The organism is Rhizobium leguminosarum, from assembly GCF_001679785.1.
Taxonomy (GTDB): Bacteria; Pseudomonadota; Alphaproteobacteria; order Rhizobiales; family Rhizobiaceae; genus Rhizobium; species Rhizobium leguminosarum_R.
The window spans coordinates 644,944-662,487 of the sequence record NZ_CP016287.1 but is presented as its reverse complement, the minus strand read 5'-3'; the positions used below and the strand labels follow the sequence as shown (position 1 = coordinate 662,487).

Below are 17,544 nucleotides of genomic sequence, written 5' to 3'. Positions count from 1 at the left end.
GCTCAGCTGAGCTTCCCCACACGTTTGGCATAGTCTGAAAATGTGGCCCCTTCGCCCTTCCGACCGGCTTCTCCGGCAAGCTGCAGCACGCGGATCGGAAACAGGATCGCCGCCCGGTTGGCGCCTGACAGCTCGTGGTCGTCATCTTCCTCGATCGCCTTTTGAGCCTTCGAGAGCGCAGCGTCGATCTCCCCGCGCGTGAGCAGTTGCTTATCGGCGATCGCATCACATATCGAGGCCATCGCCATGATCAGGCCCTTGAGCTGCAGATTGGCGGTATTCATGAGAACTCCCAGGTGAAGAAAGGATTTTTAGTCCGGTTCGACCGGCCGGATCGTGTCGACCGAGACCGTACCGTCGAGGATGCCGCGCTTTATATCGCGTCTGTTCCGATCGATTTCGATCACGGTGTAAAGCTTGTCGTCGCGGAAGGCGCTGGCATTGGCTGTCGTCACGTCCTCGGCGGGCGCCGCGTCGACTTCCATGAAATCGAGTTCGCGCGCCGCGGCGACGATCCTGGCATCGCCGGACGTCCTGGCGGCAACGACGATGACGCCGTGGTTGGGAGCATTGTCCCATCTCGGATCGTCGGGTTGGGCGATGGGTTCCAGCCGATAGATGTTGAGCATCTCGCCGCCGGCGTCGAGCGAAGCTTGCGCAGCCGCGTCCTCGATTTGCGCCCGGCTCTCGACCGACTTTCCGAAGGTAGTCGGGCTGGTCGCGTTGTTGATCTCTTCCTTGCCTGTCCTTGAGACGTTCGACATGTCGCTCTCCATTGTCAGGACGGAAACGACAGCCGGCAGCAAAGTGTTCCCGCGCAAGAAAAACCGCAAATTCCGCCGAGACGGTTTCCGGCGAGCATTTCCGATATCTGCAACTATCAGGCTCATTTTGGGCGGTGAATCATGTTAGGATGGACGCGGGACGGCCCATACCATTTTCTGAGTTGAGCGCTAAATTACCGATCGTCGAAGAGGGGGATTTTCGTGAGCAACCAAACCAGCGAATTCGCGCGCGACAGCGTTGCGGTAGACAGCCTCAATGGGCACGACCCAAAAACGATGGCGTTCGACGATGCCAGTGCGCTTCTGGAAGTCCTTGTCGCGGTCAGGCGCGGCGACTTTTCCGTACGGATGCGGTCCGACCTGACCGGTCTCACCGGCAAGGTCGCCGATGCCCTCAACGACATCATCGCCGCCAATCAGCGCATGGCCCAGCAACTCGAGCATGTCGGGCAGGTGGTCGGCCGGGACGGGCGAACGAGCACGCGCGTACGCTTCGGCCTGTCGGACGGCTCCTGGTCCGAAATGGAAGGATCGATCAACGGTTTGATCGACGATCTCCTATGGCCGACGACCGCCGTCACGCGCACAATCACCGCGGTTGCCAAGGGAGATCTCTTGCAGACCGTGCCGCTGGATGTCGACGGGCGGCCGCTCAAAGGCGAATTCCTGCGCTCGGCCGATATCGTCAACACTATGATCAAGCAGCTGAGCGTCTTCACATCGGAAGTGACGCGCGTCGCCCGCGAGGTCGGCACGGACGGAAAACTCGGCGGCCAGGCACAGGTGCCGGAGGTGACGGGCGTCTGGAAGGATCTCACCGAAAGCGTGAACTCGATGGCGTCGAACCTGACGGCGCAGGTGCGCAACATCGCTGACGTCACGATCGCCGTTGCGAACGGCGACCTTTCCAAGAAGATCACCGTCGACGTGCGCGGCGAGATCCTACAGCTCAAGGAGGCGATCAACACCATGGTCGACCAGCTCAGGTCCTTCGCCTCCGAAGTGACGCGCGTCGCCCGCGAGGTCGGCACTGAAGGCAAGCTCGGCGGACAGGCGCTGGTGCCTGGCGTTGCCGGCACCTGGAAGGACCTGACCGACAGCGTCAACGCCATGTGCGGCAACCTGACGGCCCAGGTCCGCAACATTGCCCAGGTGACCACGGCGGTGGCGCGCGGCGACCTGTCGCGCAAGATCACCGTCGACGTCTCGGGCGAAATCCTGGAGCTCAAGGAAACCATCAACACGATGGTCGATCAGCTGAACGGCTTTGCCGGCGAAGTGACGCGCGTGGCGCGTGAAGTCGGCACGGAGGGCCGGCTCGGCGGCCAGGCGCAGGTGCCAGGCGTCGCCGGCACCTGGAAGGACCTCACCGACAACGTCAATTCCATGGCCTCGAACCTGACCGCGCAGGTGCGCAACATTGCCGAGGTCTCGACTGCGATCGCCAATGGCGACCTGTCGAAGAAGATCACGGTGACAGTGTCGGGGGAAATCCTCGAGCTGAAAGAGACGATCAACACGATGGTCGATCAGCTCAACGCCTTTGCTTCGGAAGTGACCCGCGTGGCCCGTGAAGTTGGCACGGAAGGCCGGCTTGGCGGCCAGGCCAATGTGCGCGGTGTCGCCGGCACCTGGAAGGATCTGACCGAAAACGTTAACTCCATGGCCGGCAACCTGACGGCGCAGGTCCGCAATATCGCGGACGTCTCGACCGCCATTGCCAATGGCGATCTGTCGAAGAAGATCACTGTAGACGTGAAGGGCGAAATCCTCGAACTGAAAGAAACCATCAACACGATGGTGGACCAGTTGAACGCCTTCGCCTCGGAAGTGACGCGCGTCGCCCGCGAAGTGGGCACGGAGGGCCGGCTCGGCGGCCAGGCCAATGTGCGCGGCGTCGCCGGCACCTGGAAGGACCTGACCGACAGCGTCAACTCCATGGCCTCCAACCTGACCGGGCAGGTGCGCAACATCGCCGAAGTTGCGACCGCCGTCGCGCAAGGAGACCTTTCCAAGAAGATCACCGTCACCGTGTCCGGGGAAATCCTCGAACTGAAGGAAACCATCAACACGATGGTCGATCAGTTGAACGGCTTTGCCGGCGAGGTGACGCGTGTGGCGCGCGAGGTCGGCACCGAAGGCCGGCTCGGCGGCCAGGCGAACGTGCTCGGCGTCGCCGGCACCTGGAAGGACCTGACCGACAGCGTCAATTCCATGGCGGGCAACCTGACGGCGCAGGTGCGCAACATCGCCGAAGTCTCGACCGCGATCGCCAATGGCGACCTGTCGAAGAAGATCACGGTGTCGGTCTCGGGCGAAATCCTCGAGCTCAAGGAAACGCTGAACACCATGGTCGATCAGCTGAACCGCTTCGCTTCCGAAGTCACGCGTGTGGCGCGCGAAGTCGGCACCGAGGGCAAGCTCGGCGGCCAGGCGCAGGTGCCGGGTGTTGCAGGCACTTGGAAGGACCTCACCGAAAACGTCAACTCCATGGCCTCCAACCTCACCGGCCAGGTCCGCAATATCGCCGAAGTGACGACGGCCGTGGCGCGCGGCGACCTGTCTCGCAAGATCACCGTCGACGTGAAGGGGGAAATCCTCGAACTGAAGAACACCATCAATACGATGGTGGACCAGCTCAATGCCTTTGCCGGCGAAGTGACGCGCGTCGCCCGCGAAGTCGGCACCGAAGGCAAGCTCGGCGGCCAGGCGCAGGTGCCTGGTGTCGCCGGTACCTGGAAGGATTTGACCGACAGCGTCAATTCCATGGCCGGCAATCTGACGGCGCAGGTCCGCAACATCGCCGAGGTGGCCACCGCCATCGCCAACGGCGACCTGTCTCGCAAGATCACGGTCGACGTGCGCGGCGAAATCCTGCTCTTGAAGGATACGTTGAATACCATGGTCGATCAGCTTCGCTCCTTTGCCGGCGAAGTGACGCGTGTCGCACGCGAAGTCGGCACCGATGGCAGGCTCGGCGGCCAGGCCGTCGTTCCCGGTGTCGCCGGCACCTGGAAGGACCTGACCGATAACGTCAACCTGCTCGCCGCCAATCTGACGACCCAGGTTCGAAACATCGCCGAAGTCACGACCGCCGTGGCGCGCGGCGACCTGTCGCGCAAGATCACAGTCGACGTGAAAGGGGAAATCCTCGAACTGAAGAACACCATCAACACGATGGTGGACCAGCTCAATGCCTTTGCCGGCGAAGTGACGCGCGTCGCCCGCGAAGTCGGCACCGAAGGCAAGCTCGGCGGCCAGGCCCAGGTGCCTGGTGTCGCCGGCACATGGAAGGACCTGACCGACACCGTCAACGTCATGGCCGCCAACCTGACCGAGCAGGTCCGCGGCATCGTCAAGGTGGTGACGGCGGTGGCGAACGGCGACCTCAAGCAAAATCTCACCGTCGCATCGAAGGGCGAGGTGGCGGCCCTTGCCGAAACCATCAACAACATGACCAACACGCTCGCGACCTTTGCCGATCAGGTGACCACGGTGGCGCGCGAAGTCGGCGTCGAAGGCCGCCTCGGCGGTCAGGCGAACGTGCCGGGCACCGCCGGCACCTGGAAGGACCTGACCGGCAACGTCAACCTGCTTGCCGCCAATCTGACGACGCAGGTGCGCGCCATCGCCGAGGTGGCGACCGCCGTCACCAAGGGTGACCTGACGCGCTCGATCAAGGTCGACGCGCGCGGCGAAGTGGCCGAGCTCAAGGACAACATCAACACGATGATCGACAACCTCCGGCTGACCACCGAGCGCAACACCGAGCAGGACTGGCTGAAGACCAACCTGGCGCGCTTTACCAACATGCTGCAGGGGCAGCGCGACCTGACGCTGGTCGGCAAGATGCTGCTGTCGGAGCTGGCGCCTTTGGTCGGCGCCCATCAGGGGGTCATCTACCAGGTGGATGCCGACGAGCGGCAGCCGGCCCTGTCGCTGCTCTCTGTCTACGCGAAAGGCGGCGAGGCGGCGCATCCGGCCCGGCTCGAATTCGGCCAGGGCCTTGTCGGGCAGTGCGCCAGCGACGCCCGCCGTATCCTGGTCACCGACCTTCCCGACAACGTTGTTCCGATAAGCTCCGGCGTGTTCACGACCCTGCCGAGAAGCGCCATCGTGCTGCCGGTGCATTTCGAGGGGCAGGTGAAGGCGGTGATCGAGCTTGCTTCGGTAGGCGAATTCACCGAACTGCAATTGTCTTTCCTCGACCAATTGACGACATCGATTGGCATCGTCCTCAACTCGATCGAAGCGACGATGCAGACCGAAGGCCTGCTCAAGCAGTCCCAGCAGCTTGCCGCGGAGCTTCAGACGCAGCAGCGCGAGCTGCAGCAGACCAACGAGCAGCTCGGCCAGAAGGCGCAGCAGCTGGAAGAGCGCAACGTCGAAGTCGAGGCGAAGAACCAGGAGATCGAGCAGGCCCGGCGCGCGCTGGAGGAAAAGGCAACCGAGCTGGCGCTGACCTCGAAATACAAATCCGAATTCCTCGCCAACATGTCGCACGAGCTGCGCACGCCTTTGAATTCGATCCTCATTCTCGGCCAGCAGCTGGGAGAAAACCCGGATGGCAACCTCTCAGGCAAGCAGGTCGAGTTCGCAAAGACGATCCACGGGGCAGGCACCGATCTGCTGAACCTCATCAGCGACATCCTCGACCTGTCGAAGATCGAGTCCGGAACCGTGTCGGTCGACGCCGAGGAGATCCCCGTCAGCAACCTGCTCGAGGTAATGGCGCGGCCGTTTCGGCATGAAGCCGAGAACCGAGGCCTGTCGTTCTCGGTCGAGATCGGCGACGATATCACGAGGAGCATCATCACCGATTCGAAGCGGCTGCAGCAGATCCTCAAGAACCTGCTGTCGAACGCCTTCAAATTCACCGCGCAGGGCGGCGTGACGCTTCGCGTCGCGTCGGCAACGAGCGGTTGGTCGTCCGATCATCCCTCGCTCAGGCACGCGCCTTCGGTCATCGCCTTCGAAGTGGTCGATACCGGCATCGGCATACCGCCTGAAAAACAACGCATCATCTTTGAGGCGTTCCAGCAGGCGGATGCCTCGACAAGTCGCAAATACGGCGGCACCGGCCTCGGCCTGGCGATCAGCCGCGAACTGGCGAACCTGCTCGGCGGCGAGATCCAGCTGCGCAGCACCCCCGGTGTCGGCAGCACTTTCGTCCTCTACCTGCCGCTCACCTATGTCGGCGCCGGCGCAGTTGCGCCGAAGTCCGTTCCGTCGGCGAACGTCGTGGAATTCGCCGAGGCGGCAGCAAACCGCCGCGCCGAAAAGCCGACCGAACATGTCGAAGACGATCGCCATCAGATAGCGGCCGGCGACTCGGTGCTGCTCGTCGTCGAGGACGATGCGCATTACGCCCGCGTCCTGGTGGATCTTGCCCGCGACAATGGATTCAAGGTTCTGGTGGCGATGCGCGGCAGCGATGCGCTCGCACTCGCGCAGGATTACAGGCCGGCTGCGATCTCGCTCGACATCTTCCTGCCCGACATGCTCGGCTGGACGGTGCTGAGCCAGCTCAAGCAGAATCCGCAGACGCGGCATATTCCGGTGCAGATCATCAGCCTCGACGAGGATCGCCAGCATGGGCTGACCCGCGGCGCCTTCGCTTTCATGAGCAAGCCGACGACGCCGGAAGGCCTGGGAAAAGCACTGTCGCGATTGAAGGCCTATGCGCAGCCGCGCCGCAAGCATCTGCTGCTCGTGGAAGACAACGAGGCCGAGCGTCTGAGCGTCACCGCCCTTCTCGGACATGACGACATCGATATCACCAGCGTCGGCTCCGGATCGGAAGCTCTCGCGGCGCTTCGGCAGAATTCCGCCGACTGCGTGGTGCTCGACCTTTCCCTTCCCGACATGTCCGGCTTCGACGTGCTGGAGCAGATGCGCGACGACACCGAGATCGGCGAGGTGCCGGTGGTCGTATTCACCGGCCGGGAGCTTTCCGCCGAGGAAGACGCGGCGCTGCACAGCATGGCCCGCAGCGTCGTGGTCAAGGGGGTCGAGTCGCCCGAACGTCTCCTGGATGAGACGGCCCTGTTCCTGCACCGGGTGGTCGCCGACCTGCCGGCCGCTAAACAGGCAACGCTGCAGGAACTGCACAGCTCGGACGAGGATCTGGTCGGCGAGACCGTGCTGCTTGTCGACGACGACGCCCGCAACATCTTCGCGCTGAGCAGCGTCCTCGAACGCCGAGGAATGAAAGTCCTGACCGCGACGACCGGCAGCGAAGCCATCGACGTCATCAACAACGAACCCTCTGTCGCGATCGTGCTGATGGACATCATGATGCCTGGAATGGACGGCTACGAGACGATGCAGGTCATCCGTTCGGAGCCCCGGTTCCGGCGGTTGCCGATCGTGGCGCTGACGGCCAAGGCGATGAAGGGCGACCGCGAGAAATGCCTGGAAGCGGGCGCGTCCGACTATCTGGCGAAGCCGGTCAATACCGAACAGCTTCTGTCGGCTCTTCGCATGTGGCTGCATCGCTGAGGATCTGGCCATGAACCCCGTCAACATCCTCCTCGTCGACGACCAACCGGCAAAGCTCCTGAGTTACGAGGTCATTCTCGAAGAGCTCGATGAAAATCTCATCAAGGCGCAATCCGCTCGCGAAGCTTTCGAACATCTGTTGCGCACCGAAATCGCGGTGATCCTCGTCGATGTCTGCATGCCCGAACAGGACGGGTTCGAACTCGTCAGCATGATCCGGCAGCATCCGCGCTATCAGAACACGCCGATCATCTTCGTCTCCGCCGTCATGCTGGCGGAACCCGACCGGCTGCGCGGCTATGCGGTGGGCGCGGTGGACTACGTTTCCGTCCCGATCGTCCCCGAGGTGCTGAGAGCCAAGGTGCGGGTCTTTGCCGATCTCTACAGGAAGACGAGGGAACTCGAACGCCTGAACGCCGAGCTGGAGGCCCGCGTTCACCAGCGCACCGCCGAGCTCGAGGCTTCTGCAGCGCAGTTGCGTGAGCTCAACGAGGAACTCGAGCACCGGATCGATCAACGGACGCGGGAGCGCGAAGAGGCGCTCGCACAGCTGTTCGAGGCGCAGAAGCTCGACACGATCGGCCATCTCACGGGTGGCGTCGCCCACGACTTCAATAACCTCCTCATGGCAGTTCTCGGCAGCCTCAACCTTCTGAAGAAGCGGCTTCCGGCCGATGAACGCAGCGAACGGCTGGTAACGAACGCGATCCAGGCTGCCGAACGCGGCACCGCGCTGACCCAGCGCCTGCTTGCTTTCGCACGCCGCCAGGAACTCAAGCCGCAGGCGGTCGACTTCTTCAGGCTGTTCGAAAACGTCGAGGATCTTCTCGCCAAGGCGGTGGGGCCGCGCATCGAAATCCGCAAAAGCATCCCGGCGGATCTGGCGCCCCTCCTGGTCGACAGCAACCAGCTGGAACTGGCGCTGCTTAACCTGTTCGTCAATGCGCGGGATGCGCTCGAAAGCGGCGGAGCCGTGACGGTTGCCGCGGCGGCAGCCGAAGACGACCGCCCGGCCGGGCTCGCGGGCGGAAATTACATCAGGATATCGGTGTCGGACGATGGCGAGGGGATGGACGAGGCAACGGTCTCGCGTGCCGCCGAACCGTTTTTCACCACCAAGGGGGTCGGCAAGGGCACCGGTCTCGGCCTGTCGATGGTGCATGGCCTGGCGGCGCAATCCGGCGGCTCTATCCAGATATCGAGCGTCAGGGGCAAGGGCACGACGGTTTCGCTTTGGCTGCCTGTTGCCGAAACCTTCGTCAAGGCGCAGCCGGCTGTCGAGCCTCCGGCGGCGGAGCCTTTGAAACCGGCGTCTCGGCCGCTTGCCATTCTCGTTGTCGACGACGACGCCCTTGTCAGAACGGGAACCGTGGCGATGCTGGAAGATCTCGGGCATCTGCCGCAAGAGGCGTCTTCCGCTTCCCAGGCTTTGGAATTCTTTGCCGACGGACAGGGTTGCGATCTGGTCATCACCGATCATGCCATGCCGGGCATGACGGGCGCCGAGCTTGCGCGTCACCTTCGCGCATCCTTTCCAGGCCTGCCCATCATCTTGGCCTCGGGCTATGCCGAGTTTTCCGAAGACCATGGCCTCGGCCGGATGCTGCGGATGAAAAAGCCATTCACGCAGGAACAGCTTCAGACGGCCATGGATCAGGCGCTCTCGGGCAAAGTCGCGGCGGCTTGAGGGTCGAAGTGCCGCGGCAATTTCTGGTCGCAGTCAAGGTGGTGCCGTCTGTTTTATTTGTCCGGGTTATCAAAAACTGATAATATTGCCTCGATGAAAGGTATTGCCATGCCGTCCAGCTATAATATCGGGCCTCGCTATGAAGGCTTTGTCCGTGAGCTTGTTGAAAGCGGGCGCTATGCCAGCGCCAGCGAAGTCATGCGCGATAGCCTCCGCTTGCTGGAACAGCGGGAGGAAATTCGTGCGCTTGAACTGGAAAAACTCAAGCGGGAATATGCCGAGGGCAAAGCCAGCGGCGAACCCGAAGAGATTGATCCTACGGCCTTCCTGCAAGAGCTGAAAGCAGAACGCGCAGCTCGTGGCTAAATATAAGTTGACTCCGCGTGCCCAGCGCCAGATGCGCGATATCTGGCGCAATATCGCCGTTCACAATGAACCGGCTGCCGACAGGCTCCTGCAAAAGCTTTTCGACAAGTTCGAACTGGTCGCTGCTCATCCCGAAATGGGGCCTGCGCGCCCGGAAATCAGCCCCGTCGCCCGCCTGATTATGGAGGGGCGTTATATCGCCATCTATGAACCCACCAATTACGGCGCCGAAATTGTCGTCGTTGTCCACGGGATGCGCGAGCCCACGACCTGGCTCGATTGACCTAACCTTCTATGTTCCGGTGAATATCGTCACCTGATGCCGGCGGCCGCTTTCGCGTGTCCGCTGGCGGACGAAACTTTTTGCTCCCGCAAAAGTTACCCAAATCCCATCCCAATTTCATCGAAGGCTTTCCCTTGACCAAAATGACGTTCGGCCCCGCATTCACCGAAAAGGGCATTCTGTTTCGCCTCTGGGCTCCCTTGCATGAAAGCGTGTCGCTGGATCTCGAAGGCGCTGATCCGCGGCCGATGCAGGCGGTCGAAGGCGGCTGGCATCATTATACGGTCGCCGACGCTCGTCCCGGCACGCGTTACCGCTTCGTCCTGCCGGACGGTCTTGAAATTCCCGATCCCGCCTCGCGGTTTCAGCCGCAGGATGTGCACGGGCCGAGCGAAGTGGTCGACCTTTCCCTCTATCGCTGGAAGACGAGCGACTGGACGGGACGGCCTTGGGAAGAGATGGTGATCTACGAGATGCATATCGGCTGCTTCACGCCGGAGGGTACGTTCAAGGCAGCGATCGAGCGGCTCGACCATCTGCAGGCGCTGGGTGTTACGGCACTGCAGATCATGCCGCTTAGTGAATTTCCCGGGCGTTACAGCTGGGGTTATGATGGCGTGCTTCCCTATGCTCCGGACAGCAGCTATGGCCGGCCGGAAGATTTCATGGCGCTGGTGGACGCAGCGCATCAGCGCGGCATCTCGGTTTTCCTGGACGTGGTCTACAATCACTTCGGGCCTGACGGGAACTATATCCCCTCCTATGCGCCGCTCTTTACCGACCATCACAAGACGCCCTGGGGCAACGGCATCAATTACGACGGCGACGGATCGGAGGTGATCCGCGAATTCATCATCGAGAACGCCATTTACTGGATCACCGAGTTCAGACTCGACGGTTTCCGCTTCGATGCCGTCCACGCCATCAAGGACGACAGCGCCGAGCATCTGCTTCACGCGCTTGCCCGCCGCGTCAGGGACGCGGCCGGCGACCGGCATGTTCACCTGATCGTCGAAAACGAGGAGAACGACAGCGACCTGTTGACGCGTGACGAAAACGGGGAAGTCAAGCTGTTCACCGCCCAGTGGAACGACGACGTACACCATGTGCTGCATATCACCGCCACCGGCGAAACCTTCGGCTATTATGCCGATTACGCCGGTGACGCCGGCAAGCTCGGCCGGGCGCTGGCGGAAGGCTTCGTCTTTCAGGGGGAACACATGCCCTACCGCGGCGCAAGCCGCGGCAGGCCGAGCGGCCATCTCCCGCCCACCGCTTTCATTTCCTTCATCCAGAACCATGACCAGATCGGCAACAGGGCGCTGGGGGATCGGGTTCTGGTTTCGAGCCCGGCTGATGTTGTCAAGGCTGTCGCCGCCATCTACCTGCTGGCGCCCGAGATCCCGATGCTGTTCATGGGGGAGGAATGGGGTGCCAAAGAGCCTTTCCCCTTCTTCTGCGATTTCGACGAGGATCTGAACGAGAAGGTCAGGAAAGGCCGTCGCGAGGAGCTTTCCCGTCTCCCGGGCTTCGACGCCGACGACCTTCTCGACCCGACGGCGCCATCGACCTTCGCCGCCGCCAAGCTGGACTGGTCGAAACTCGCCTCTTCCGAGGTCCTTGATTTTTACAGGGCGCTTCTCGACCTCCGGCACCGCAGGATCGTGCCTTTGCTGAAAGGCGCTGGCGCCGGGAACGCGGTCTATCGCTCGGCGGGAAGCGCGCTCGCGGTGGATTGGACCCTGGCGCAAAACCGGCATCTTCATCTGCACGCCAACCTCGGCGCGGAAGCGGCACCGCTCGTCTCGCAGCGAAGCGACGGCGAGACGATCTTTCATCTCGGCGGCGGCGATGGTGGCGATCTTGCGCCCTGGACGGTGATCTGGAGCATCGGCGAGGCGTGACGGCGTGCTGACAGGAAGGCGATCGAACGATGAAATCTGCTGAGCTCGACAAGCTCGCCCGCCGGCACGGCATCAGCCTGACGAGGCCCAGTCCCGACAATCGGGAGGTGGCGATATCAGGCGAGACCAAGCGCAAGATCCTCTCGGCACTAAAGATCGACTTGCTGAGAACGGCCGATCCCGAGAACGGCGCGCCGCGGCGGGAGTCCAAGCCGGCGGCTAAGAAGATCGCCAGGTCATTTCTGCCCGATTTCCTTTCCGGCACGCGCGTCTGGGGCGTGAGCCTGCAGCTTTACGAGCTTCGTTCGGCGCGCAACTGGGGCATAGGAGACTTCGAGGATCTGTCCGATATGGCGGATCTCGCGGGATCGCTGGGCGCCGATTTCATCGGCCTCACCCCGCTTCACGCGCCGTTTCTCGCCGATCCAGACCGTTGCAGCCCCTATGAGCCCGCGAGCCGCCAGCATCTCAACCCGCTCTATATCGCGGTCGACCGGCTGCCGGGTTTTGCCTGCAGTCCCGAACTCGAACGACAATTGGCAAGCCTTCGCCAAACCGATCTCGTCGACTACGCCGGCGTCGCACAGATCAAGCTGAGGGCCCTGCGCGATCTCTGGCCGGCCTGGCGACGGCGCAGCGTGATCGACGACGCCTATGATCCGGCCGATTTCGACGCCTTCATCACGCTAGGCGGTAACAGCCTGCGGCTGCATGCGCTTTTCGAATGCCTCTCGTTTTCCATGGTCGAGCGCGGGGCGGGCGCCGGCTGGCAGGGGTGGCCAGCCGATTTGCAGCGCTTCGACAGCGCCGCCGTCGCCGAATTCGAGCGCGGACACGCGGACGATGTTTGTTTCCACATGTGGCTGCAATGGCTCGCCCATCGGCAGCTGATGCAGGCGGCGGACCGGGCGCGGAAGGCCGGCCTGCGGATCGGGCTCTATCTCGATCTTGCCGTCGGGGAGGCGGTCGACGGCTCGGCGACATGGAGCGAGCCGGATACCTATGTCTCGAAGGCCACCATCGGCAGCCCACCCGATCCATTCGCCGTCGACGGGCAGGACTGGCACCTTGCCGGATATCTGCCTTCCGCGATCGCGGCAGGAGAAATGTCGCCTTTCCGGCGCATGGTCAGCGCTGCCATGCGATATGCGGGCGCGATCCGCATCGACCACGCCGCAGCGCTTCGCCGCCTCTTCCTGGTGCCATTGGGCAGCAGGCCGGACGGCGGCGCCTATGTCCGTTATCCCGCGGATCGGCTTCTGCAGATCCTCGCAGAAGTGTCCGCCGAGCATCGGTGCCTCGTCATCGGAGAAGACCTGGGACTGATCCCCAAGGGATTGCAGGACGATCTGGCGGCGGCCCACATTCTCTCCTACCGCATCCTTTCCTATGAACAGGACGAAAAGGGCTTCAAGCCGGCGGACGTCTATCCCGTCCTGGCTTTGGCCTGCATTTCGACGCACGACCACCAGACCCTTGCCGGCTGGTGGCGCGGCGCCGACATTCAGGCCCGGTGCGACCATGGCATCGTGCCGCCCGATCTCACCGAAAAACATCTCGAAGACCGCAAGCGCGAGCGGAGGAACCTGAAGGCGGCGCTGAAGTCTGCCGGCCTCGACCTGCCGGCCAGGCTTTCCCAAACGCGGGCAAGCGAGGAGACGCTGAGGGAATTGACCGTCAGCGCCTATCGCTTCATCGCCAGGACGCCCTCGCTTCTCTCCGCGGTCCGTCTCGCCGATCTCACCGACGAAAAAAGGCCAACCAATGTGCCAGGCACCAGCGACAGCTATCCGAACTGGAAGCCGAAACTATCGGTTTTGCTCGCGGATCTGTTGTCGAGCCCGCTGCTCAAAAGCGTGACGGCGGCAATGCGGGAGGAACGTCCGCGGGAGTGATAAAGGCAGGGCGAGCCGCCCGCTTCATCATTGTCGTTCGATAGGGCCTGCCGCGCATATGGAAATCGCTTCGCGCAGGGAACGAATAGGAAGCCGGCGAATTTTGAAGGAATGGGGACAGGCATTGCCGAGATGAGGACCCGTCCGCTTTCGCCGCTTCAGATGCGGCGACCAATATTGATGGAAAACAAGACCATGACGAGCGCATTCATCCTTATCGCATTGGCTCTGATCATCATCTACGCCGGCCCGACACTGCTGTTCATCTGCGTCGGATATGCCGATTATATGCTGGAGCGGCGAAGGCATATGGTGGCGTTGAAGCACGCCGTGAAGCGTCGCAGCGACGAGTTTTAGAGCCTTTCGCGGGAAAACCCGCTTCGCACTTCTCCTGGAATGGCTAGAGGTGGTGGACACCTTTCGTCGGCTTGGATGTCACCCTGATTTCCCAGAAAAGGGATGCAGAGGTTGGCGAAACCCGCCTCCGGCAGCCGGCATTCGTGAAACGCCTCTGCGAATAGTCAGTCGTTCGCCGTGACCATGACGCCAAGTACTGAAGGAATGGTGTTCGGTGCCCCCATGGCCGCGCCGATGATCATCGGGACGGGAACCGGCTTTTCCGGCGCGGCGCTGATCGTCAGGCTTTTCAGTCCGTCGAGATAAGTGTTGACGGCAGCAGCCACCTGGTTTTGCAGCTCGGGCATGTTGAGCTGCGCCATCATCATCGGGACGAGACCTTTCAGCGATTGCGCCAGTTGGTCGCCCGTCACGCCCTGCTGCGAGCCGGCATAATCGAGCGCCTTCTTGGTGATCGAGGCATCGTCGAAGCGGATCGAGGCGCTGTTGATCGTCAGCTGCTGCATCAGCCCCAGCATCGCAAGGCCGGCGGCGACGCGATGGCGCGGTCGTTCCGGTTTCGGGCCGAAGTCTCGCCTGCACTGATGTCTCCGACCAAATTCTGGAACTATGTCTGTCGTCCCCTGTTACATTGACGATAAAAGCGAGTGCCGCGCGAAGACGAGGCAGTTGGAGGGATCGATGAAGCGGAGCATAGGATTTTGGCTGGTTTTTGCGCTTGTGCTGACAGGCTGCACGACCAGCGCAGGCAGTTATTCGTCGGCAGGACTGGCGCCCATTCCCGGCAGCATCACGTATAATGGCCAGCCTCGCACGAAGTTGACGAAATCGCCCGCGGGTTCTTCCTTCCCTCACACCTTCACAGATCAGTGGGGACGCCAGGTCGAGGAGATCTACGTCATCCGACCCGACCGGAGCCTGCTTATCGCGCAGCGCCATTACCGCCCGGTTTTCTCGCTCGACGACGACTAAACGAGCAGTTTCCGCTTGAGAGACTAGGAAGGAGAATGATCATGCCGCCCCGCAAGAGCACAGAAACGAAAACACTCGACACCAAGGGAGCCAAAATTGGGGAACCCGTGCCGAAGGCCATCATTGATACAAATACCGCCTCCGTCGGCATTCCACGGCAGGCAGAGTCTGATCTGCACGAAGACCTGAGCGCGCTGCGAAAACAAATCGACGCGCTCCAGCAGCGGGTGGCCACTGCCGCCCGATCGGCCAAGGAGAATGCCGACGACGCAATGCGCCAGACGCAGGCGGCGGTGAAGCGTCATCCAGTCTCGACATTGGTCGTGGTGGCGGCTGTATGTGGCGCGTTTGCGCTTATCTTCGCCGGACGTCGTGCAGAGCCGCCGCGGCGCTATCGCTATCGGTCGGCACTGGACGAATTGCGGGATCTCTATGACTCGGTCCGCGATCGGGTCTGACAAGATTTCAGGATTGCGAGAATCATCAATATGCCCGACGCTTCATCATCAGCGAGGGATTACATGTTCGATATAATCGTGAGAAGTGCACTTGATATCGTTGGGCAGACGGAGCGTCTGATCGAGGCGATGCGGCGGATGCTGCAGAGTGAAGAGTTTGACGAGGTAGAAGTGTACGAGCTCGACTATGAGATTGAGCGACTCGGAGACGTTGTTTTCAACGTGGACGAGGCCGTCCGCTCGCTGGTACGCTCGGTCGGATATTCACTAAAAGGTGCCCACGTGCACGCAATCTGCAGAACGTTGCACTGACGGCTAATCGCCAGGCTTCGGACCGACGGCTTACGAGACCCGTGGCCTGTATTTGATTATCTCGATTCTGCGTGTCACGCCGATGTCACGCGACCGTCGCAGCAATATGTGCTTGATAGGCGCCGTTGGGCTCAGGCCATCGGTCGGGCCGAAATTTCTATTGTTGCTGAGGCATCGCGATGACCTTGAAAGCCACCGGGCTGGAAATTGGCCCCGACGAATTCGTTTTTCCGGTTCACACCCGAACGATCGCACAGATCAGGTACGATTTTCTCAATCAGGTCATGACCGTGGTCTATCACGACGGTCGTTCGCGCACGACGGCTGGCATACAAGGCCCCGCAATGCTGAGGATTCTTGCCCAGCGTCCAGTGGAGCGCTCTCCGTTTCTATTGCAAACCGTCATCTGACGCGGGAAAGACATCGTCGACCCTTTTCGGTCGGATCCGAACTGGCTTCCGCGGGTTAAATCACCATTGCCGTGCATCCATTTCCCGCGGCCTGCGTTCATCCCCCAACAGCCAGACACATGGAGGGAACGCCGATGACCTTTCCACCACCGAAGACCGAATTTCCCGCGCAGCGCTTCGAAGAGGCGACCGCAGCCGCGCGCGATGCTTTGGAAAGGCTGATTGCAGCCGCCAATGAAGCCGGATGGGGCTCCGAGGAGATAACCGCGGCGCTCCTGAAGGCCGCGCAGTTTCTGAGCGATGCCAACAAGAGAGATCCCGATCCGGCCGACGACCCCTCAATCAGCGATGCACCCGCCTGGGAGCAGATTGGTCATGGAGAGCTCTACGATTAGAGCATGATGCCGTAAAGTGTGATCGTTTTCGGACCACATCATGCTCCAACTCTTTAATTTAGAACAGGATGATTTCAGGCCGACCTGGCCTAAAATCATCCTGTTCTAAAGGGGATCTCACCGGCCAATCGTGGCGACGGAGCCGCGCAGGACGAGGCTCGTGCTGACGCGCAGACGTTCGACGGCAAGAGGGGTGCGTTCGATACGGGCGATGAGCCGTTCGCCGGCGAGCTTGCCCATCTCGTAGACGCGCTGGTCGACTATGGTGATCGGCGGAACGGTGACGCTGGTCCAGTCGGCATCGAGAAACGAAATCATCGATACGTCCTTGGGGATGGACAGGCCGAGCGATTGCAGCGACTTGAAGATGCGCAAGCCGACGAGACTGTCCGATGCCAACAGCGCCGTCGGCGCGGCACTGTCTGCGAGCAGGTGTTTGATTACGCCGTCCGTCTGATGCTGGTCCGTGGCGCCGAGCCTGACATAATGAAGAGGGTTCGGCAAACCCGCCTCGGTCAGGACACTGACAAAACCCTCCACGCGTTCGCGCACGGCGGAATTCGAGATCCGCCCGATATTGGTGAGCCCACCGCCCTCGGCGTCCATGGCAGAGACGTAGGCGAGGCGGCGATGTCCTTGCCCGATCAAATGCCGGGTCGCCGCGATGGCCGCATCCCGGTCGTCGCCGGTCACGGCGTCGACATCGAGTTCGGGGATGGCCCGGTCGAATAGGACGAGCGGCACGCCGGCTCGGCGGACGTGCTGGAGATGATCGATACTGTCGCAACGGGCCGGCGTCACGATCAGGCCATCGACGCGTTTGCCGATCAGGAGGTCGACGGCCGATTTTTCCGCATCGAGCTCTTCGCCCGAATTCGCGATGATGACGTTGAATCCCGCAAGGCGGGCCGCATCGCTGATGCCGCGCACCGCCAGGCTGAAGAAAGCGTTCTCGATATCGCCGACCACGACCCCGATGATGCCGGACCTTCCGGTGCTCATGCTCCGGGCGAGTTCGTTCGGGCGATATTCGAGGGCGGCCGCCGCCGCCATGACCTGATCTGTGATTTTGGCGCTGACCACGCCGTAGCCGCCGAGAACGCGGGCTGCCGTCGCCTTCGAGACCTTTGCGGCCTTCGCGACGTCGGCGACCGTGACTGCACGTTTCGAATGAGCGGAATCTTCCATAAGCCGAGGACTACAAGAGTTGTTGACGATC

The 17,544-nt window shown here is 61.9% G+C and carries 15 protein-coding genes and 1 pseudogene; 12 read left to right on the top strand and 4 right to left on the bottom strand.

The genetic code is table 11. The features are described from left to right. Nucleotides 1-2: 2 nt before the first annotated feature. Nucleotides 3-284 (bottom strand): hypothetical protein, encoded by a 282-nt coding sequence (locus BA011_RS27560; protein WP_065283136.1) that lies wholly within the window; start codon nucleotides 282-284, stop codon nucleotides 3-5. 27 nt (nucleotides 285-311) lie between these two features. Further along, nucleotides 312-776 (bottom strand): hypothetical protein, encoded by a 465-nt coding sequence (locus BA011_RS27555; protein ID WP_186806599.1) that lies wholly within the window; start codon nucleotides 774-776, stop codon nucleotides 312-314. A 210-nt stretch (nucleotides 777-986) separates the two neighbouring features. Here BA011_RS27555 and BA011_RS27550 point away from each other — a divergent pair, with 210 nt between their 5' ends. From BA011_RS27550 to BA011_RS44470, 7 genes are all read left to right on the top strand, one after another. Beyond that, nucleotides 987-7,286: a HAMP domain-containing protein gene (locus tag BA011_RS27550; protein WP_065283134.1), complete on the top strand. Its 6,300-nt coding sequence runs from the start codon at nucleotides 987-989 to the stop codon at nucleotides 7,284-7,286. 10 nt (nucleotides 7,287-7,296) lie between these two features. Further along, nucleotides 7,297-8,973 (top strand): response regulator, encoded by a 1,677-nt coding sequence (locus tag BA011_RS27545; protein ID WP_065283133.1) that lies wholly within the window; start codon nucleotides 7,297-7,299, stop codon nucleotides 8,971-8,973. A gap of 108 nt (nucleotides 8,974-9,081) precedes the next feature. Next, nucleotides 9,082-9,339, top strand: coding sequence for a type II toxin-antitoxin system ParD family antitoxin (locus BA011_RS27540; RefSeq protein WP_003549968.1), 258 nt, complete (start codon nucleotides 9,082-9,084; stop codon nucleotides 9,337-9,339). Beyond that, nucleotides 9,332-9,622, top strand: a complete 291-nt coding sequence (locus tag BA011_RS27535; protein ID WP_065283132.1) for a type II toxin-antitoxin system RelE/ParE family toxin — start codon at nucleotides 9,332-9,334, stop codon at nucleotides 9,620-9,622. Before BA011_RS27540 ends, BA011_RS27535 begins: the two co-directional genes overlap by 8 nt. Before the next feature lie 134 nt (nucleotides 9,623-9,756). Next, nucleotides 9,757-11,526 (top strand): malto-oligosyltrehalose trehalohydrolase, encoded by a 1,770-nt coding sequence (treZ, locus tag BA011_RS27530; RefSeq protein ID WP_065283542.1) that lies wholly within the window; start codon nucleotides 9,757-9,759, stop codon nucleotides 11,524-11,526. A 29-nt stretch (nucleotides 11,527-11,555) separates the two neighbouring features. Next, nucleotides 11,556-13,421: a 4-alpha-glucanotransferase gene (gene malQ, locus BA011_RS27525; RefSeq protein WP_065283131.1), complete on the top strand. Its 1,866-nt coding sequence runs from the start codon at nucleotides 11,556-11,558 to the stop codon at nucleotides 13,419-13,421. 195 nt (nucleotides 13,422-13,616) lie between these two features. After that, complete coding sequence (locus tag BA011_RS44470) at nucleotides 13,617-13,778, top strand: hypothetical protein (protein ID WP_012755472.1); 162 nt, start codon at nucleotides 13,617-13,619, stop codon at nucleotides 13,776-13,778. A gap of 164 nt (nucleotides 13,779-13,942) precedes the next feature. Here BA011_RS44470 and BA011_RS27515 read toward each other — a convergent pair. Continuing rightward, nucleotides 13,943-14,311 (bottom strand): annotated as a pseudogene (locus tag BA011_RS27515) (hypothetical protein); the annotation flags it as partial. A 148-nt stretch (nucleotides 14,312-14,459) separates the two neighbouring features. Here BA011_RS27515 and BA011_RS27510 point away from each other — a divergent pair. From BA011_RS27510 to BA011_RS27490, 5 genes are all read left to right on the top strand, one after another. Then, on the top strand, nucleotides 14,460-14,750 hold the full coding sequence (locus tag BA011_RS27510) for a hypothetical protein (RefSeq protein ID WP_065283129.1): 291 nt from the start codon (nucleotides 14,460-14,462) through the stop codon (nucleotides 14,748-14,750). A 41-nt stretch (nucleotides 14,751-14,791) separates the two neighbouring features. Further along, complete coding sequence (locus BA011_RS27505; protein ID WP_065283541.1) at nucleotides 14,792-15,208, top strand: hypothetical protein; 417 nt, start codon at nucleotides 14,792-14,794, stop codon at nucleotides 15,206-15,208. A gap of 63 nt (nucleotides 15,209-15,271) precedes the next feature. Next, complete coding sequence (locus BA011_RS27500) at nucleotides 15,272-15,520, top strand: hypothetical protein (protein WP_065283128.1); 249 nt, start codon at nucleotides 15,272-15,274, stop codon at nucleotides 15,518-15,520. Nucleotides 15,521-15,699: 179 nt separating this feature from the next. Further along, nucleotides 15,700-15,930, top strand: a complete 231-nt coding sequence (locus BA011_RS27495; RefSeq protein ID WP_065283127.1) for a hypothetical protein — start codon at nucleotides 15,700-15,702, stop codon at nucleotides 15,928-15,930. 134 nt (nucleotides 15,931-16,064) lie between these two features. Next, nucleotides 16,065-16,325, top strand: a complete 261-nt coding sequence (locus tag BA011_RS27490) for a hypothetical protein (RefSeq protein ID WP_065283126.1) — start codon at nucleotides 16,065-16,067, stop codon at nucleotides 16,323-16,325. A 117-nt stretch (nucleotides 16,326-16,442) separates the two neighbouring features. Here the strand turns inward: BA011_RS27490 and BA011_RS27485 are convergent, their stop codons facing one another. Beyond that, on the bottom strand, nucleotides 16,443-17,513 hold the full coding sequence (locus BA011_RS27485; RefSeq protein ID WP_065283125.1) for a LacI family DNA-binding transcriptional regulator: 1,071 nt from the start codon (nucleotides 17,511-17,513) through the stop codon (nucleotides 16,443-16,445). Nucleotides 17,514-17,544: the final 31 nt, after the last annotated feature.